A 14734-nucleotide genomic window follows, 5' to 3' on the forward strand; every position below is an offset into this window, starting at 1 on the left:
ACCCCCCTCCGGAGCCGACCGTGGACGTGTTCGACAAGGCGCAGCTCGGGCCGCTGACGCTGCGCAATCGGGTGATCAAGGCCGCGACGTTCGAGGGGATGACCCCGGACGCCGTGGTGAGCGACGACCTGATCGAGTACCACCGGCGGCCGGCCGCCGGGGGAGTGGCGATGACGACCGTCGCGTACTGCGCGGTCTCGCCCGAGGGGCGGACGGAGCGCGGGCAGATCTGGATGCGGCCCGACGCCGTCCCGGGTCTGCGCCGCCTCACCGACGCCGTGCACGCCGAGGGCGCCGCCGCGTCAGCCCAGATCGGGCATGCCGGGCCCGTGGCCGACGCCAGCTCCAACAAGCTGCCCGCGATCTCCGCCGGGCGGTTCTTCAACCCGCTCGGCATGGCCTTCACGAAGGTCGCCACGGCCGAGGACATCGAGCGCATCACCCGCGCGCACGCCGACGCCGCGCGCCTCGCGATCGAGTCCGGCTTCGACGCCGTGGAGATGCACTTCGGGCACAACTACCTGGCCAGCTCCTTCCTCAGCCCGCGCCTGAACCGGCGCAAGGACGCCTACGGCGGCCCGATCGAGAACCGCGCCAAGGTCGCGCTCGGCATCGCCCGCGCGGTCCGCGACGAGGTCGGCGACCGCATCGCGATCACCGGCAAGCTCAACATGCGCGACGGCGTCCGCGGCGGCCTGGACATCGACGACAGCCTGTACGTCGCCCGCAGACTCCAGGAGGAGGGCACGGTCGACGCGCTGGAGCTGACCGCCGGCAGCTCCCTGCTCAACCCGATGTACCTGTTCCGCGGCCCGATGCCGATCCCCGAGTTCGCGGCGAGCTACAAGCTGCCCATGCGCATCGGCCTGCGGATGTTCGGCAAGCAGTTCCTGCGCGTCTACCCCTACCAGGACGCCTACCTCCTGGAGCACGCCCGCAGGTTCCGGGCGGAGCTCGACCTTCCGCTGATCCTGCTGGGCGGCATCACCGATCGCGCGACCATGGACACGGCGATGGAGGAGGGCTTCCAGTTCGTCGCCATGGCCCGCGCGCTGCTCCGCGAACCCGACCTGGTGAACCGGATCGCCGCCGACCCGTCCACGCCCTCCCTGTGCACGCACTGCAATTACTGCGTTCCCACGATCTACAAGGGCACCCACTGTCCGCTGATCCCGACCTGAGGCGATTCGGCACGCGGGCACCCTGCTCGCCGTCCATCCGGGAACGCGGTCCGGGGCCCAGCCGGAGTGAGGGCCCTTTCCCGGCCGCCGTATCGTAGGAAAAATTTCCGGGAGGGCTGATGGACGACCGGGTGGTCACGGTCACCGGGCACGGCGCGGCGCGCCTGCTCACGCTGAACCGGCCGGAGGCGCGCAACGCGATCGACATCCCGATGCGCGAGCGGCTCCTGGCGGAACTGCGGCGCGCCGCCGCCGACCCGCAGGTCCGGGCGATCGTGCTGACCGGTGCGGGCGGGACGTTCTCGGCGGGCGGCGACGTCCGGTCGATGGAGGGCGCCGGCCCGGACGCCGTGCGGGCCCGGCTCGCGCCCGTGCACGAGGCCGTCCGGCTCATCGCGACCTGCGGGACGCCCGTGATCGCGGCGGTCGAGGGCGCCGCGGCCGGGCTCGGCGTGTCCCTCGCCGCGGTCTGCGACCACGTGGTCGCCGCCGAGGACGCCCGGTTCGTCGCGGCGTTCGGCAGGGTCGGCCTCGTCGCGGACGGCGGCCTGCTCTGGACGCTCCCGCGGCGCGTCGGCATGGGGCGCGCCAAGGAGATGCTCGTCTTCGGGCGGACCGTCACCGCGCCCCGCGCCCACGAGATCGGCCTCGCCGACTCCCTGGCCCCGTCCGGCGGGGCGCTGGACGCCGCACTCGGACTCGCCGCGGAGGCCGCCGCGCTCGCCCCGCTGTCGGTCGCCGCCGCCAAACGGCTGCTGGCCCGCGCCGGCCAGAGCCTGGACGGGCTGCTGGAGTCCGAGCGCGAGGAGCAGGCGGCCCTGTTCGGCACCGCCGACTTCGCCGAGGGGCGCGCCGCGTTCGCCGGGCGCCGGGCGCCGCGCTTCGAAGGCCGCTAGGGAGGAGCGAGATGAGCAGGCTGCAGCAGACCCACGGGCTGTCGGACGAGCAGCGGGAGATCATCGCGACCGTCCGGGCGTTCACCGACCGGGAGATCCTCCCGGTCGCCACCGCCCTGGAGCACGCGGACGAGTACCCGCAGGCCATCGTGGACGGCATGAAGGACCTCGGGCTCTTCGGCCTGATGATCGACGAGGAGTACGGCGGGCTCGGCGAGCCGCTGCTGACGTACGCGCTGGCCGTGGAGGAGCTGTCGCGCGGCTGGATGAGCGTGTCCGGCATCGTCAACACCCACTTCATCGTCGCCTGGATGATCACCCAGCACGGGACGCCGGAGCAGAAGGCGCACTACCTGCCGAAGATGGCGGCGGGGGAGATCCGGGGCGCGTTCTCGATGTCGGAGCCGGGCTGCGGCTCGGACGTCTCCGCCATCACGACCCGCGCCGTCCCGGACGGCGGCGACTACGTGATCAACGGCCAGAAGATGTGGCTGACCAACGGCGGCTCGGCCAACCTGGTCGCCACGCTCGTCAAGACCGACCCGGACGCCGGCCACCGCGGCATGACCACGTTCCTCATCGACAAGACCCCCGGCTTCGGCGAGGTCGCGCCCGGCCTGACCGTCCCCGGCAAGATCGAGAAGATGGGCTACAAGGGCGTCGACACCACCGAGCTGATCTTCGACGGCCACCGCGTCCCCGCGGCCCAGATCCTCGGCGGGACGCCCGGCCGGGGCTTCTACCAGATGATGGACGGCGTCGAGGTCGGCCGCGTCAACGTCGCGGCGCGCGGCTGCGGCGTCGCCATGCGCGCCTACGAGCTGGCCCTGGACTACGCGCGCCGGCGCGAGACGTTCGGCAGGCCCATCGCCGAGCACCAGGCCGTCCTGTTCCGCCTCGCCGAGATGGCGACCAAGGTCGAGGCCGCGCACCAGATGATGGTGATGGCGGCACGCCGCAAGGACTCCGGCGAGCGCAACGACCTGGAGGCGGGCATGGCGAAGTACCTCGCCAGCGAGTACTGCAAGGAGGTCGTGGAGGACGCGTTCCGCATCCACGGCGGCTACGCCTACTCCAAGGAGTACGAGATCGAGCGCCTCTACCGCGAGGCCCCCATGCTGCTGATCGGCGAGGGCACCGCCGACATCCAGAAGATGATCATCGGCCGCCGGCTCCTCGAGGACTGACCGGCGGCCGCGGCGGAGCGCCGGCGGCTGCCGGGGCGCGGGCGGCCGATCCCGTGCTGGGCGGCCGCGGCGGATATCGTGGCGGCATGGCAAGCCCGACTCCCGCCCCCGGCCGGCGCGACGAACTCCGCGACTTCCTGCGGACCCGCCGCGCCCGGCTCACCCCCGCCGACGTCGGCATGCCGGACGGCGGGCGGCGCCGCACGCCGGGCCTGCGCCGCGAGGAGGTCGCCGTCCTCGCCGGGGTCGGCGTCTCCTGGTACACGTGGCTGGAGCAGGGCCGCGACATCACGGTGTCCGGCGAGGTGCTGGACGCGATCGGCCGCGCCCTGCGCCTGGACGCCGCCGAGCGCGAGCACCTGTACCTGCTCGCCGGGCTGAACCCGCCGCGGGCCGGCGCGGCCCCGGCCGTCCCGATCACGCCGGAGCTGCAGCGGGTGCTGGACGCCTGGTCGCCCCGGCCCGCCTACGTCCGCGACCGGTACTGGAACTTCATCGCGATCAACGACGCGGCCCGCGAGGTCTTCGGCTACGGCGACACCGACCACAACAGCCTGGTCACGTTCTTCACCAACGTCCGGTACCGGTCGATGAACACGCACTGGGCCGCGACGGCGCCCGACGTCGTCGCCCGGTTCCGCGCCGACGTCGCCCGCTGCCCCGACGACCCGGAGTTCGGCCGGCTCATCGCGGACATGCTGGCCGTCAGCCCCGAGTTCGCCGAGCTGTGGCCCCGCCACGACGTCAGCGCGAACACGCAGGCCGTGAAGGGGATCCGGCATCCGGACGCGGGCGAGCTGATCTTCGAGGGGACGCTGCTGCCGCTGGCCGACCGCCCGGGCAGCAACCTGGTGCTGTACAACCCGCGGCCCGGAACCGGCACGCGGGAGCGGCTCGAAGGGCTGATGGCGCGCCGCGGCATGGCCGCCGCGAGCTGAACCGCCCCAGGGTGGTGGTGCCACACCCATGATGAGCGGAGTCTGGTGGGCCGGCGGCCCGTCCCGCATGATCGTCCTCGTAACGAGAACCACTGAGGAGGACTCATGAGGACGCGTGATTTCGCGGGCACGCCGGTCGGCGCGGTCGGGCTCGGCTGCATGGGGATGAGCTGGGCCTACAGCGCGTCGGAGCGGGACGACGACGCGTCGGCCGCGCTGATCCGCGAGGCCCTCGACCTCGGCGTCACGTTCCTGGACACCGCGCAGCCCTACGGCGACGGCCACAACGAGACGCTCGTCGGCCGCGCGCTGCGGGGACGCCGCGGCGAGGCGGTCGTGGCGACGAAGACCGGTCTGGTCGTCGGGGACAGGTCGTCCTGGAACCTCGTCCGGAACGGGACGCCCGAGCACATCAAGGCGTCCGCCGAGGACAGCCTGCGCAGGCTCGGCACCGACGTCATCGACCTGTACTACCTGCACCGGGTCGACGCGGACGTGCCGCTGGCCGAGACCTGGGGCGCGATGGCCGAATTGGTCGCCGAGGGGAAGGTCCGCACGCTCGGCCTGTCGGAGGTCAGCGTGCGGCAGGCGGCGGAGGCGCACGCGATCCACCCGGTCGCCGCGATCCAGTCGGAGCTGTCGCTGTGGACGCGCGACGCGATGGGCGCGCCCGGCGCGGTGGCCGGCATGGCGCCGGGCCACACCGGCGCGGGCGAGGAAGTGGGCGACGTGGTCGGCTGGTGCGCCGCCAACGGCGCCGCGTTCGTCCCGTTCTCGCCGCTCGGCCGCGGCTTCCTCACCGGGACGGTCACGTCCGCCGACTTCGAGGACACCGACTTCCGCGGCGGCAACCCGCGCTTCCAGGAGGACGCGCTGAAGGCCAACCTGCGCATCGTCGACGTCGTCAAGGCGGTCGCCGGACGGCACGGCGCCACCCCGGCGCAGGTCGCGATCGCCTGGACGCTCGCGCAGGGCGAGCACGTCATCCCGATCCCCGGCACGAAGAAGCAGCGCTACCTGCACGACAACGCGGGCGCCGCCGGCCTGGACCTCACCGAGACCGACCTGGCCGAGCTGGACGACGTCCCCGCCGCCGTCGGAGGACGGTACTGACGCGCGCCGGCGCGGCACGCCCGCCGTATCGGCCCCGGCGAGGAGTTCCGCGGGGGCCGGCGGACGTGCCGCGCGGTCGCGGCGCCGAAGGCGCCTAGCGCACCAGGAGGGACTGCTGCGCGGTGATCGCCTCGACGGCCTGCCGCACGATGCCGTCGATCAGCTCACCGCACGTCGGCAGGTCGTCGATGACGCCGACGACCTGGCCGGACGCCATCACGCCCAGGTCGGGACGGCCGTCCACCATGGCCGCCTTCAGCAGCATCGGCGTGTTCGCGGCCATCAGCACCTGCGACCACGACAGGTCCTTGCCGTGCTTCATCGCCTTCCCGTCGGCGATCATCGCGCGCCACGACATCCCGGACAGCTTCCTGAACCGGGCGCCGTTGCGCACCGCCCGCACCAGGCCGCCGACCCGCCCGGACTTCTCCAGCGTGTCGACCAGCTCGCTGCGCAGCACGCGGTGCGGCATGCCGTCCACCTGCCGGGTCACCACGGTCTCGCCGGTCTTCAGGTAGACCTGCTTGACCGCGTCCGGCACCGAGCTGTCGGAGGTGAGCAGGAACCGGGTGCCCATCGCGACGCCCGCCGCCCCGTAGGACAGCGCGGCGGCGAGGCCGCGCCCGTCGAAGAAGCCGCCCGCCGCGATGACCGGGATGTCGACCGCGTCCACGACCTGCGGCAGCAGCAGCGTCGTCGCGACGGCGCCGGTGTGGCCGCCGCCCTCGCCGCCCTGGACGAGCACGGCGTCCGCGCCCCAGCCCGCGACCTTCTCCGCGTGCCGCCGCGCGCCGACCGACGGGATCACCACGAGCCCGGCGTCCTTCAGCTTGGCGATCAGCTCCTTCTTCGGGGCGAGCGCGAACGAGGCGACCTTCACGCCCTCCTTGATCAGGAGGTCGATGCGGTCGCCCGCGTCCCCGGCATCGGCCCGCAGGTTGACGCCGAACGGCGCGTCCGTGCGGTCCTTGACCTCGCGGATCGCCTCCGCGAGCTGGCCCAGCGTCATCGTCGCCGACGCGAGGATCCCGAGGCCGCCCGCGTTCGCCGTCGCCGTGACGAGCTTCGGCCCGGCGACCCAGCCCATGCCGGTCTGGACGACCGGGTGCCGCACGCCGGTCAGCCGGGTCAGCGGAGTGTCGAGCAGCTGCTCGCCCTCCCGCGCCCCCGGGTCCGCCTCGCTCATGCCGGGACCTCCCGCTCGCGCAGCCCCTTCGGATCGAGGACCTCGCGCATGATCCGCAGTTCGCCGCCGTCCGGCAGCCGCGTGTCGGGCACCTCGTCGGGGACGGCCAGTTCGAAGCCGGTGGCGGCCACGACGTCCTCGACGCTCACGCCCGGGTGGACGGACCGCAGCCGCATCCGCCGGTCCGGGGTGTCGAAGTCGAGCACCGCGAGGTTGGTCACGACGGCGCGGATCTCGTGCGCGCCCCGGTCCCAGCCGACGCCGCTGACCATGTCGACCTTCTCGGTGAACACGCGCGTCGAGTGCTTCGGCACCCAGTAGCTCGTCGGGTTCAGCAGCGTGTTGCCGGGCCCGCCGCGCACCCCGAGGAGCTGCCGCGCCGGACGCTCCCAGTCGCCGATGCAGGAGATGTTGGTGTTGCCGTGCGCGTCGATCTGGCTCGGGCCCATCACCACGTGCCGCCGCCCGTTCAGGACGAGCCACAGGTGGTCGCGGAACGGCAGCCAGCCCTCGACCGTCTCCGCCGACCCGCCGAGCGGGACGGGCTCGGCGCTCAGCGACGGCCCGCCGTCCGTCGTCAGCAGGTCGGGTGCGAACGTGGCCCGCGCCAGCCGCGACCCCAGCATCGGCACGAAGCCGGCCACCGCCGCCGCGACGATCTCCCCGTCGCCCCGGAACAGGTCGGCGCACGCCGCCGCGCACACCTCCGCGCGCGTGATGTCGCTCATCGGTTCTCCTCCCGCCAGACCCGGACGGCGTCCTGGTAGGCGGCCTCGTCGCCGGACAGGAACCGCTCGGTGAACTCCGCCCACTTCTCCGGGTCGGCCGCCGACTGCGCGTAGAGCTTCTGGAACTTCTCGTCCCGCCCGAAGTCGGGCGCGCAGTCGGTGAAGTGCGCCCCGTTCGGGGTCTCGACCACGCCCGCCACGTGCGCCCGGCTGATCAGCAGCGACTGCACCGGGCCCTCCTTGGCGAAGTCGGCCGTGTCGACGAGCCGCTCGCACGACACGTAGGCGCGGCCGGCCGCCTTGGCGAACAGGTCGTCCATGTACGGGTCGGGGCCGAGGTACTGGGCGTTGCCGCGCGCGTCGGCACGGTTCATGTGGACGAGCGCCACGTCCAGCTTCAGGGCGGGGACGGCGACGAGCTCGGTCGCGTCCTCGTACGGCGACCGGATCGTCTTCAGCTCCGGGTTGACCTTCAGGACGTCCGAGCCGAGCCCGACCGGGGTGGGCAGGAACGGCAGCCCGTGCGCCGCCGCGTACAGCCCGAACAGGAACATGCCCTCGTCGTACTCGGTCAGCGCGATGGCCCCGGTCTGCCGCGCCTGCCGGAAGTGCGGCTCCAGCGGGATCGAGTCCATCGTGACGAACGCGGTGACGAGGCGCCGGACCTTGCCGGCCGCGCACAGCAGGCCGACGTCCGGCCCGCCGTAGGCCACCACCGTGAGGTCGGTGACGGGGGAGCGCAGGATCGCCCGGACGAGCGCCATCGGCTTGCGCCGCGACCCCCAGCCGCCGATCCCGACCGTCATGCCGCTCTCCAGCGACGCGGCGACCTCATCGGCCGACATCACCTTGCTGCTCATTTCGCCCCCTTCGCGACGAACGCGTCGCGGTGCTCGTCGCCCGCGCCGACGAGGTTGAGCTCGAACGTGAAGCCCTGCTCGTAGCGGTAGCTGCGCTTGACGTCGACCGGGTCGATGCCGTTCAGCGACTCCTTGGCCCGCCGGATGACGTACTTGTCCTTCGCGGCGATGTTCGCGGCGACCTCCATGGCCTTGGCGCGCAGCTCGTCCGCCGGGACGACCTCCAGCACCGAGCCGTGGTGGTGCAGCTCGTCCGCCGTGACGTTGCGGCACGTGTAGACCATCGCCCGCATCAGGTGCTGCGGGACGAGCCGGGCCAGGTGCGTCGCGGCGCCGAGCGCGCCCCGGTCGACCTCGGGGAGCCCGAAGTAGGCGTCCTGCGAGGCGACCACGATGTCGGCGTTGCCGGCCAGTCCGATCCCGCCGCCCAGGCAGAAGCCGTGGACGGCCGCGACGACCGGGACCTCGCAGTCGTAGACCGCCGCGAACGCCGCGTAGCAGCCGCGGTTCGCGCCGACCAGCGCGCCGTGGCCCTCGGTGCTCTGCATCTCCTTGATGTCGACGCCCGCGTTGAAGCCCCGGCCGGCGGCCCGGAGCACGACGGCGCCGACGTCCGGGTCGCGGCCGGCCGCGGTGACCGCGTCGGCCAGCTCGTACCAGCCCGCGACGGTCAGGGCGTTGACCGGAGGCGCGTCCACGACGATCTCGGCGACCCCGTCCAGGGTCGTGGTGGAGACTCCCATGCGCTACCTTTCCACCAAACATTTGTTAGAACAGAAGGTAGCAGAGGAGGCGGAATGTCACTGACGCTCGACCTGGGCGGCCGGACCGCCGTGGTCACGGGCGGCGTGCGCGGGGTCGGCGCCGGGATCAGCCGCGCCCTCCTGGAGGCGGGGGCCGACGTCGTCGCGGTGGCCCGGCGCGAGCCCGAGGCACTGCCGCAGGCGGGCGGCCGCACGGCCCGCTTCGTCTCGCTGGACGTGCGCGACCCGGACGCCGTGCAGGCGTTCGCCGACGGCCTGGACCGCGTCGACGTGCTCGTCAACAACGCGGGCGGCGCCCCGTTCCTGCCCGTCGCGGACGGGAGCCTGCGCACCCACGTCAAGATCATCGAGCTGAACCTGACCTCCGCGCTGATCATGGCGCGGGCGCTGCACCCCAAGATCATGGAGCAGGGCGGCGGCTCGGTCGTCAACATCGGCAGCGTCAGCGGGGTGCGTCCGTCGCCCGGCACCGCCGCCTACGGCGCCGCCAAGGCCGGCCTGCACAGCCTCACCACGTCGCTGGCCGTCGAGTGGGCGCCGCACATCCGCGTCAACACGCTCATCCTCGGGATGGTCCGCACCGAACTGTCCCACCTGCACTACGGCGACGAGGACGGCATCGCGGCGGTCGCGGACACCGTCCCGATGGGCCGCCTCGCCGACCCCTACGACATCGGCGCCGCCTGCGCCTTCCTGGCGTCCGACCTGGCGTCCTACGTCACCGGCGCCTCGATGCAGGTCCACGGCGGGGGAGAGCGCCCCGCCTTCCTGGACGCCGCCACCGTGAACAAGGAGGAAACGCGATGATCTGCAAGGACCGGGTGGTCGCCGTCACCGGCGCCGGCCGCGGCCTCGGCCGCGCGCACGCGCTGGAGTTCGCCCGGCAGGGCGCCCTCGTCGTCGTGAACGACCTGGGCGTCGCGCGGGACGGCACCGGCGACGCCTCCGGGGGGCCCGCGCACGACGTCGTCCGCGAGATCGAGGCGCTCGGCGGGAAGGCCGTCGCCGACACCGGCGACATCGCCACCGACGAGGGCGCCGCCGCGCTGATCGCGACGGCGACCGACACCTTCGGCCGGCTGGACACCCTCGTCAACAACGCCGGGTTCCTGCGCGACCGGATGCTGGTCAACCTGGGCGAGGACGAGTGGGACGCCGTCATGCGCGTCCACCTCAAGGGCCACTTCCTGCCGCTCAAGCACGCCGGCCGGTACTGGCGGGCCGAGAGCAAGGCGGGCCGCCCCGTGGACGCCCGGGTGATCAACACCTCGTCCGGCGCCGGGCTGCTCGGCAGCGTCGGCCAGGGCAACTACTCCGCCGCCAAGGCCGGCATCGTCGGGCTGACCCTCGTCGCGTCCGCCGAGATGGGCCGCTACGGCGTGGCCGTCAACGCGATCGCGCCCGCCGCCCGCACCCGGATGACCGAGGAGGTCTTCGCGCAGACGATGGCCGCCCCCGCCGAGGGCGAGTTCGACGCGATGGCCCCCGAGAACGTCTCGCCGCTCGTCGTCTGGCTCGGCTCCGCCGAGTCCCGCGGCGTGACCGGCCGGGTCTTCGAGGCCGAGGGCGGCAAGATCTGCGTGATGGACGCCTTCCGCCACGGCCCGGCGGCCGACAAGGGCGCCAGGTGGGACCCGGCCGAGGTCGGCGCCGTCGTCACGGACCTCCTGGCCAAGGCCCCCGCCCCCGAGCCGGTCTACGGCGCGGGCTGAGCGGCACCGCCGGCGTTTCCGGGGCCGCCGTGCAGGCGCGGCCCCGGAATTCCGTCCGGTGGATCGGCGTTGTAGACCGTCGCCGCCCGAAAACGGATCGCCCCGCACGGGGTGTTCGGGCTACGGTGCGAAGGTTTGCGGGGTGAGCGGGGCCGCGTGCCCGGAACCCTATCCTTGGTGACGGATATGAGGACGAGTTTGAAATCGCCGCTCGCCGGCCTGCGCGCGCGCCTGCCGGAGCTGATGCTCCGTGATCAGCACCGGCTGCGCCGCCGGATCGACGGCGCCCAGAAGATGCGCGACGCCGCGCGCCGCGCGCGGGCCGCCGAGGAGATCGCCGCCGATGTCGAGTCCGCCGCGCGGCGGGTCGAGCGGCGGCGCCTCGCCGTGCCCGCGATCACCTATCCGGCCGAGCTGCCGGTGGCGCAGAAGAAGGACGACATCCTCGCCGCGGTCCGCGACCACCAGGTCGTGATCGTCGCGGGCGAGACGGGGTCCGGCAAGACCACCCAGATCCCCAAGATCTGCCTGGAGCTGGGCCGGGGCGTGCTCGGCTCGATCGGGCACACCCAGCCGCGCCGGCTCGCCGCCCGGACGGTCGCCGACCGCATCGCCGAGGAGCTCGGCACCGAGCTCGGCGACACCGTCGGCTACAAGGTCAGGTTCACCGACCGGTCCAGCGACGGGACGCTCGTCAAGCTGATGACGGACGGCATCCTGCTCGCCGAGATCCAGACCGACCGGCTGCTGCGGCAGTACGACACGCTGATCATCGACGAGGCGCACGAGCGCAGCCTGAACATCGACTTCCTGCTCGGGTACCTCAAGGAGATCCTGCCCCGGCGCCCCGACCTCAAGGTGATCATCACCTCGGCGACGATCGACCCGGAGCGGTTCTCCGAGCACTTCGGGAACGCGCCGATCGTGGAGGTGTCGGGCCGCACCTACCCGGTCGAGGTCCGGTACCGGCCCGTCGCCGACCCGGAGGACCCGTCCGCCGACCCCGACCGCGACCAGATCCAGGCGATCACCGACGCGGTCGACGAGCTGGGCCGCGAGGGCCCCGGCGACGTGCTGGTGTTCCTCAGCGGCGAGCGGGAGATCCGCGACACCGCCGACGCGCTGACCAAGCACTTCACCCGGCAGCGGGGAGCCACCGAGGTGGTGCCGCTGTACGCGCGGCTGTCGGCCGCCGAGCAGCACCGGGTGTTCCAGGCGCATCGCGGCCGGCGGATCGTCCTCGCGACCAACGTCGCCGAGACGTCGCTGACCGTCCCCGGCATCAAGTACGTCGTCGACCCCGGCACCGCCCGCATCTCCCGCTACAGCCACCGGCTGAAGGTGCAGCGGCTCCCGATCGAGCCGGTGTCGCAGGCGTCGGCGAACCAGCGCAAGGGACGCTGCGGGCGCGTGTCCGAGGGCGTCTGCGTCCGGCTGTACTCCGAGGAGGACTTCGAGTCCCGCCCCGAGTTCACCGACCCGGAGATCCTGCGCACCAACCTCGCGTCCGTCATCCTGCAGATGACCTCGCTCGGGCTCGGCGACATCGCCGCGTTCCCGTTCGTGGAGCCGCCGGACCGCCGCAACGTCAAGGCCGGCGTCGACCTGCTGCACGAGCTGGGCGCCGTCGACCCCGCCGAGAAGGACCCGCGCAAGCGCCTCACCCCGCTCGGCCGCCGCCTCGCCCAGCTGCCCGTCGACCCGCGGCTCGCCCGCATGGTGCTGGAGGCCGACAAGAACGGCTGCGTCCGGGAGGTCCTCGTCATCGCGTCGGCGCTGTCCATCCAGGACCCGCGCGAGCGTCCCGCCGACAACCAGCAGGCCGCCGACGAGAAGCACCGCCGGTTCGCCGACCCCACCTCCGACTTCCTGGCCTACCTGAACCTGTGGAAGTACCTGCGCGAGCAGCAGCAGGAGCTGTCGGGCAGCGCGTTCCGCCGGATGTGCAAGAACGAGTTCCTGCACTTCCTGCGCGTCCGCGAGTGGCAGGACCTGCACGGCCAGCTCAAGCAGGTCGCCAAGGCGCTCGGCGTCACGCTCAACACCGCCGACGCGCCGCCCGACCTGATCCACACCTCGCTGCTCGCCGGCCTGCTCTCCCACATCGGGCTGATCGACGCCGAGAGGAAGGAGAAGCAGCGCCGGGGCCAGGAGTACGCCGGTGCGCGCGGCGCGCGGTTCGCGGTGTTCCCCGGGTCGGCGCTGCTCAAGAAGCCGCCGCGCTGGGTGATGTCGGCGGAGCTGGTCGAGACGTCCCGGCTGTGGGGGCGGATCAACGCGAAGATCGAGCCCGACTGGATCGAGCCCCTCGCCGAGCACCTGGTCAAGCGCAACTACAGCGAGCCGCACTGGTCGAAGAAGCAGGCGGCCGTGATGGCGCACGAGAAGGTCACCCTCTACGGGGTGCCGATCGTCGCCGACCGCCGCGTCAACTACGGCCGCATCGACCCGGAGCTGTCGCGCGAGCTGTTCATCCGGCACGCGCTCGTCGAGGGCGACTGGGAGACCCACCACCGGTTCTTCCACGACAACCGCGCCCTGCTGGACGAGGTCGAGGAGCTGGAGCACCGCGCCCGGCGCCGCGACATCCTCGTCGACGACGAGACCCTGTTCGACTTCTACGACGAGCGGATACCCGAGGACGTCGTCTCCGGGCGCCACTTCGACGCCTGGTGGAAGAAGGCCCGGCACGCCGACCCCGACCTGCTCGGGTTCGAGAAGTCGATGCTCATCAACGAGACGGCGGGCGGGGTCAGCGAGGCCGACTACCCCGACGTGTGGAAGCAGGGCCCGCTGCGCCTGCGCCTCACCTACCAGTTCGAGCCCGGCACCGACGCCGACGGCGTGACCGTGCACGTCCCCGTCCAGGTCCTCAACCAGGTGCGGCCGGACGGCTTCGAGTGGCAGGTCCCCGGGCTGCGCACCGAACTCGTCACCGAGCTGATCCGGTCGCTGCCGAAGCAGCTGCGCGTCAACTTCGTCCCGGCGCCCGACTACGCCCGCAAGGTCCTCGGCCGCGTCGCGCCGCGCACCGAGCCGCTGCTGGACGCCCTCGAACGCGAGCTGACCGCGCTGACGAGCGTGCCCGTCGCGCGGGAGGCGTGGGACCCGTCCCGCCTGCCCGCCCACCTGCGCATCACGTTCCGCGTCGTGGACGAGAAGAGCCGCACCCTCGGCGAGGGCACCGACCTCGGCGAGCTGAAGCGCCGCCTCGCCGGAAAGGTGCGCGGGACGCTGTCGAAGGCCGCGTCCACCATCGAGCGCTCCGGACTCACCGAGTGGACGATCGGCGAACTGCCCCGCACCTACGAGCAGAGGCAGAACGGCTACGACGTCAAGGCGTACCCGGCGCTCACCGACGAGGGCGGCACGGTCGCCGTCCGCATGTACGAGACGGAGGCCGAGCAGCGCCGCGCCATGTGGCTCGGCACGCGGCGGCTGATCCTGCTGAACGCGCCGTCCCCGGTGAAGCTGATCCAGGGCCGCCTGACCAACCAGGGCAAGCTCGCGCTCAGCCACAACCCGCACGGCTCCGTCGCGGCGCTGTTCGACGACTGCGTCACCGCCGCCGCCGACCGGCTCATCGCCGAGGCGGGCGGCCCGGCCTGGGACGAGGACGGCTTCCGCGCCCTGTACGACCGCGTCCGCGCCGGCCTCCACGACGCGACGGCGCAGATCGTCGCGCTGGTCGAGCGGATCCTCGCCGAGGCGCACGAGGTCGACCGGCGGCTGCGCGGCACCACGAGCCTGACGCTCGTCCCGGCGCTGACCGACATCCGCGGGCAGCTCGGCAAGCTGATCCACCCCGGTTTCGTCACCGCGACCGGCTGGGCGCGGCTCCACGACCTGCCCCGCTACCTGCGCGCTCTGCAGGGCAGGCTCGACAAGCTCCCCGAGAACCCCGGACGCGACCGGACCCTCGCGCACCAGGTCGACGTCCTCGCGCAGGAGTACGAGCAGGCGCTGCGGCGCCTGCACCCGTCCCGCCGCGACGACGAACCGGCCCGGCAGATCCGCTGGATGCTGGAGGAACTGCGGGTCAGCCTCTTCGCCCAGCAGCTCGGGACCCGCTTCCCGGTCTCCGACAAGCGCATCCGCAAGGCCATGGCCCAACTCTGAGCCCGGCTCCGAGCCCGGCACTGACCGGTCGCCCCGATCGGACCGGGCAT

At 72.9% G+C, this 14734-nt stretch carries 12 protein-coding genes; 8 read left to right on the top strand and 4 right to left on the bottom strand.

The genetic code is table 11. The annotated features are described in order from the left end of the window. Positions 1-20: 20 nt before the first annotated feature. The 5 genes from ABZ806_RS19865 (at position 21) to ABZ806_RS19885 (ending at position 5315) form a co-directional block, all read left to right on the top strand. On the top strand, positions 21-1181 hold the full coding sequence (locus ABZ806_RS19865) for an NADH:flavin oxidoreductase (protein ID WP_500218788.1): 1161 nt from the start codon (positions 21-23) through the stop codon (positions 1179-1181). A 119-nt stretch (positions 1182-1300) separates the two neighbouring features. After that, positions 1301-2077, top strand: coding sequence for an enoyl-CoA hydratase/isomerase family protein (locus tag ABZ806_RS19870; protein WP_500218789.1), 777 nt, complete (start codon positions 1301-1303; stop codon positions 2075-2077). Positions 2078-2088: 11 nt separating this feature from the next. Then, a complete protein-coding gene (locus ABZ806_RS19875; RefSeq protein ID WP_500218790.1) occupies positions 2089-3264 on the top strand; it encodes an acyl-CoA dehydrogenase family protein in 1176 nt (391 codons plus the stop codon). Positions 3265-3350: 86 nt separating this feature from the next. Continuing rightward, positions 3351-4202 (top strand): helix-turn-helix transcriptional regulator, encoded by an 852-nt coding sequence (locus ABZ806_RS19880; RefSeq protein WP_500218791.1) that lies wholly within the window; start codon positions 3351-3353, stop codon positions 4200-4202. A 105-nt stretch (positions 4203-4307) separates the two neighbouring features. Next, positions 4308-5315 carry an aldo/keto reductase gene (locus ABZ806_RS19885; protein ID WP_500218792.1) on the top strand — a complete coding sequence of 336 codons (1008 nt, stop codon included), beginning with the start codon at positions 4308-4310 and terminating at the stop codon, positions 5313-5315. 94 nt (positions 5316-5409) lie between these two features. Here ABZ806_RS19885 and ABZ806_RS19890 read toward each other — a convergent pair whose 3' ends face one another. From ABZ806_RS19890 to ABZ806_RS19905, 4 genes are read right to left on the bottom strand one after another with little or no spacing between them, the layout of a single operon-like run. Further along, positions 5410-6501 (bottom strand): NAD(P)H-dependent flavin oxidoreductase, encoded by a 1092-nt coding sequence (locus ABZ806_RS19890; RefSeq protein ID WP_500218793.1) that lies wholly within the window; start codon positions 6499-6501, stop codon positions 5410-5412. Next, positions 6498-7229 (bottom strand): CoA-transferase subunit beta, encoded by a 732-nt coding sequence (locus ABZ806_RS19895; RefSeq protein ID WP_500218794.1) that lies wholly within the window; start codon positions 7227-7229, stop codon positions 6498-6500. The genes ABZ806_RS19890 and ABZ806_RS19895 overlap by 4 nt, the downstream gene beginning before the upstream one ends. Further along, positions 7226-8089, bottom strand: coding sequence for a CoA transferase subunit A (locus ABZ806_RS19900; RefSeq protein ID WP_500218795.1), 864 nt, complete (start codon positions 8087-8089; stop codon positions 7226-7228). Before ABZ806_RS19900 ends, ABZ806_RS19895 begins: the two co-directional genes overlap by 4 nt. Beyond that, entirely contained in the window at positions 8086-8832 is a 747-nt protein-coding gene (locus tag ABZ806_RS19905; protein WP_500218796.1) for an enoyl-CoA hydratase family protein, read from the bottom strand. The genes ABZ806_RS19900 and ABZ806_RS19905 overlap by 4 nt, the downstream gene beginning before the upstream one ends. Positions 8833-8886: 54 nt before the next feature. Here ABZ806_RS19905 and ABZ806_RS19910 point away from each other — a divergent pair, with 54 nt between their 5' ends. The 3 genes from ABZ806_RS19910 (at position 8887) to hrpA (ending at position 14684) form a co-directional block, all read left to right on the top strand. Continuing rightward, entirely contained in the window at positions 8887-9660 is a 774-nt protein-coding gene (locus ABZ806_RS19910; RefSeq protein ID WP_500218797.1) for an SDR family oxidoreductase, read from the top strand. After that, on the top strand, positions 9657-10565 hold the full coding sequence (locus ABZ806_RS19915; protein ID WP_500218798.1) for an SDR family oxidoreductase: 909 nt from the start codon (positions 9657-9659) through the stop codon (positions 10563-10565). Before ABZ806_RS19910 ends, ABZ806_RS19915 begins: the two co-directional genes overlap by 4 nt. Positions 10566-10751: 186 nt before the next feature. Next, positions 10752-14684, top strand: a complete 3933-nt coding sequence (gene hrpA / locus ABZ806_RS19920) for an ATP-dependent RNA helicase HrpA (RefSeq protein ID WP_500218799.1) — start codon at positions 10752-10754, stop codon at positions 14682-14684. The last annotated feature ends 50 nt before the right edge of the window (positions 14685-14734 follow it).

Origin of the sequence: Spirillospora sp. NPDC047418 (assembly GCF_040643275.1) — a bacterium.
Taxonomy (GTDB): Bacteria; Actinomycetota; Actinomycetes; order Streptosporangiales; family Streptosporangiaceae; genus Spirillospora.

Coding starts and splice junctions, on each gene's coding strand:
- ABZ806_RS19870 (WP_500218789.1), top strand. CDS start 1,301: ATGGACGACCGGGTGGTCACGGTCACCGGGCACGGCGCGGCGCGCCTG.
- ABZ806_RS19875 (WP_500218790.1), top strand. CDS start 2,089: ATGAGCAGGCTGCAGCAGACCCACGGGCTGTCGGACGAGCAGCGGGAG.
- ABZ806_RS19880 (WP_500218791.1), top strand. CDS start 3,351: ATGGCAAGCCCGACTCCCGCCCCCGGCCGGCGCGACGAACTCCGCGAC.
- ABZ806_RS19885 (WP_500218792.1), top strand. CDS start 4,308: ATGAGGACGCGTGATTTCGCGGGCACGCCGGTCGGCGCGGTCGGGCTC.
- ABZ806_RS19890 (WP_500218793.1), bottom strand. CDS start 6,501: ATGAGCGAGGCGGACCCGGGGGCGCGGGAGGGCGAGCAGCTGCTCGAC.
- ABZ806_RS19895 (WP_500218794.1), bottom strand. CDS start 7,229: ATGAGCGACATCACGCGCGCGGAGGTGTGCGCGGCGGCGTGCGCCGAC.
- ABZ806_RS19900 (WP_500218795.1), bottom strand. CDS start 8,089: ATGAGCAGCAAGGTGATGTCGGCCGATGAGGTCGCCGCGTCGCTGGAG.
- ABZ806_RS19905 (WP_500218796.1), bottom strand. CDS start 8,832: ATGGGAGTCTCCACCACGACCCTGGACGGGGTCGCCGAGATCGTCGTG.
- ABZ806_RS19910 (WP_500218797.1), top strand. CDS start 8,887: ATGTCACTGACGCTCGACCTGGGCGGCCGGACCGCCGTGGTCACGGGC.
- ABZ806_RS19915 (WP_500218798.1), top strand. CDS start 9,657: ATGATCTGCAAGGACCGGGTGGTCGCCGTCACCGGCGCCGGCCGCGGC.
- hrpA (WP_500218799.1), top strand. CDS start 10,752: ATGAGGACGAGTTTGAAATCGCCGCTCGCCGGCCTGCGCGCGCGCCTG.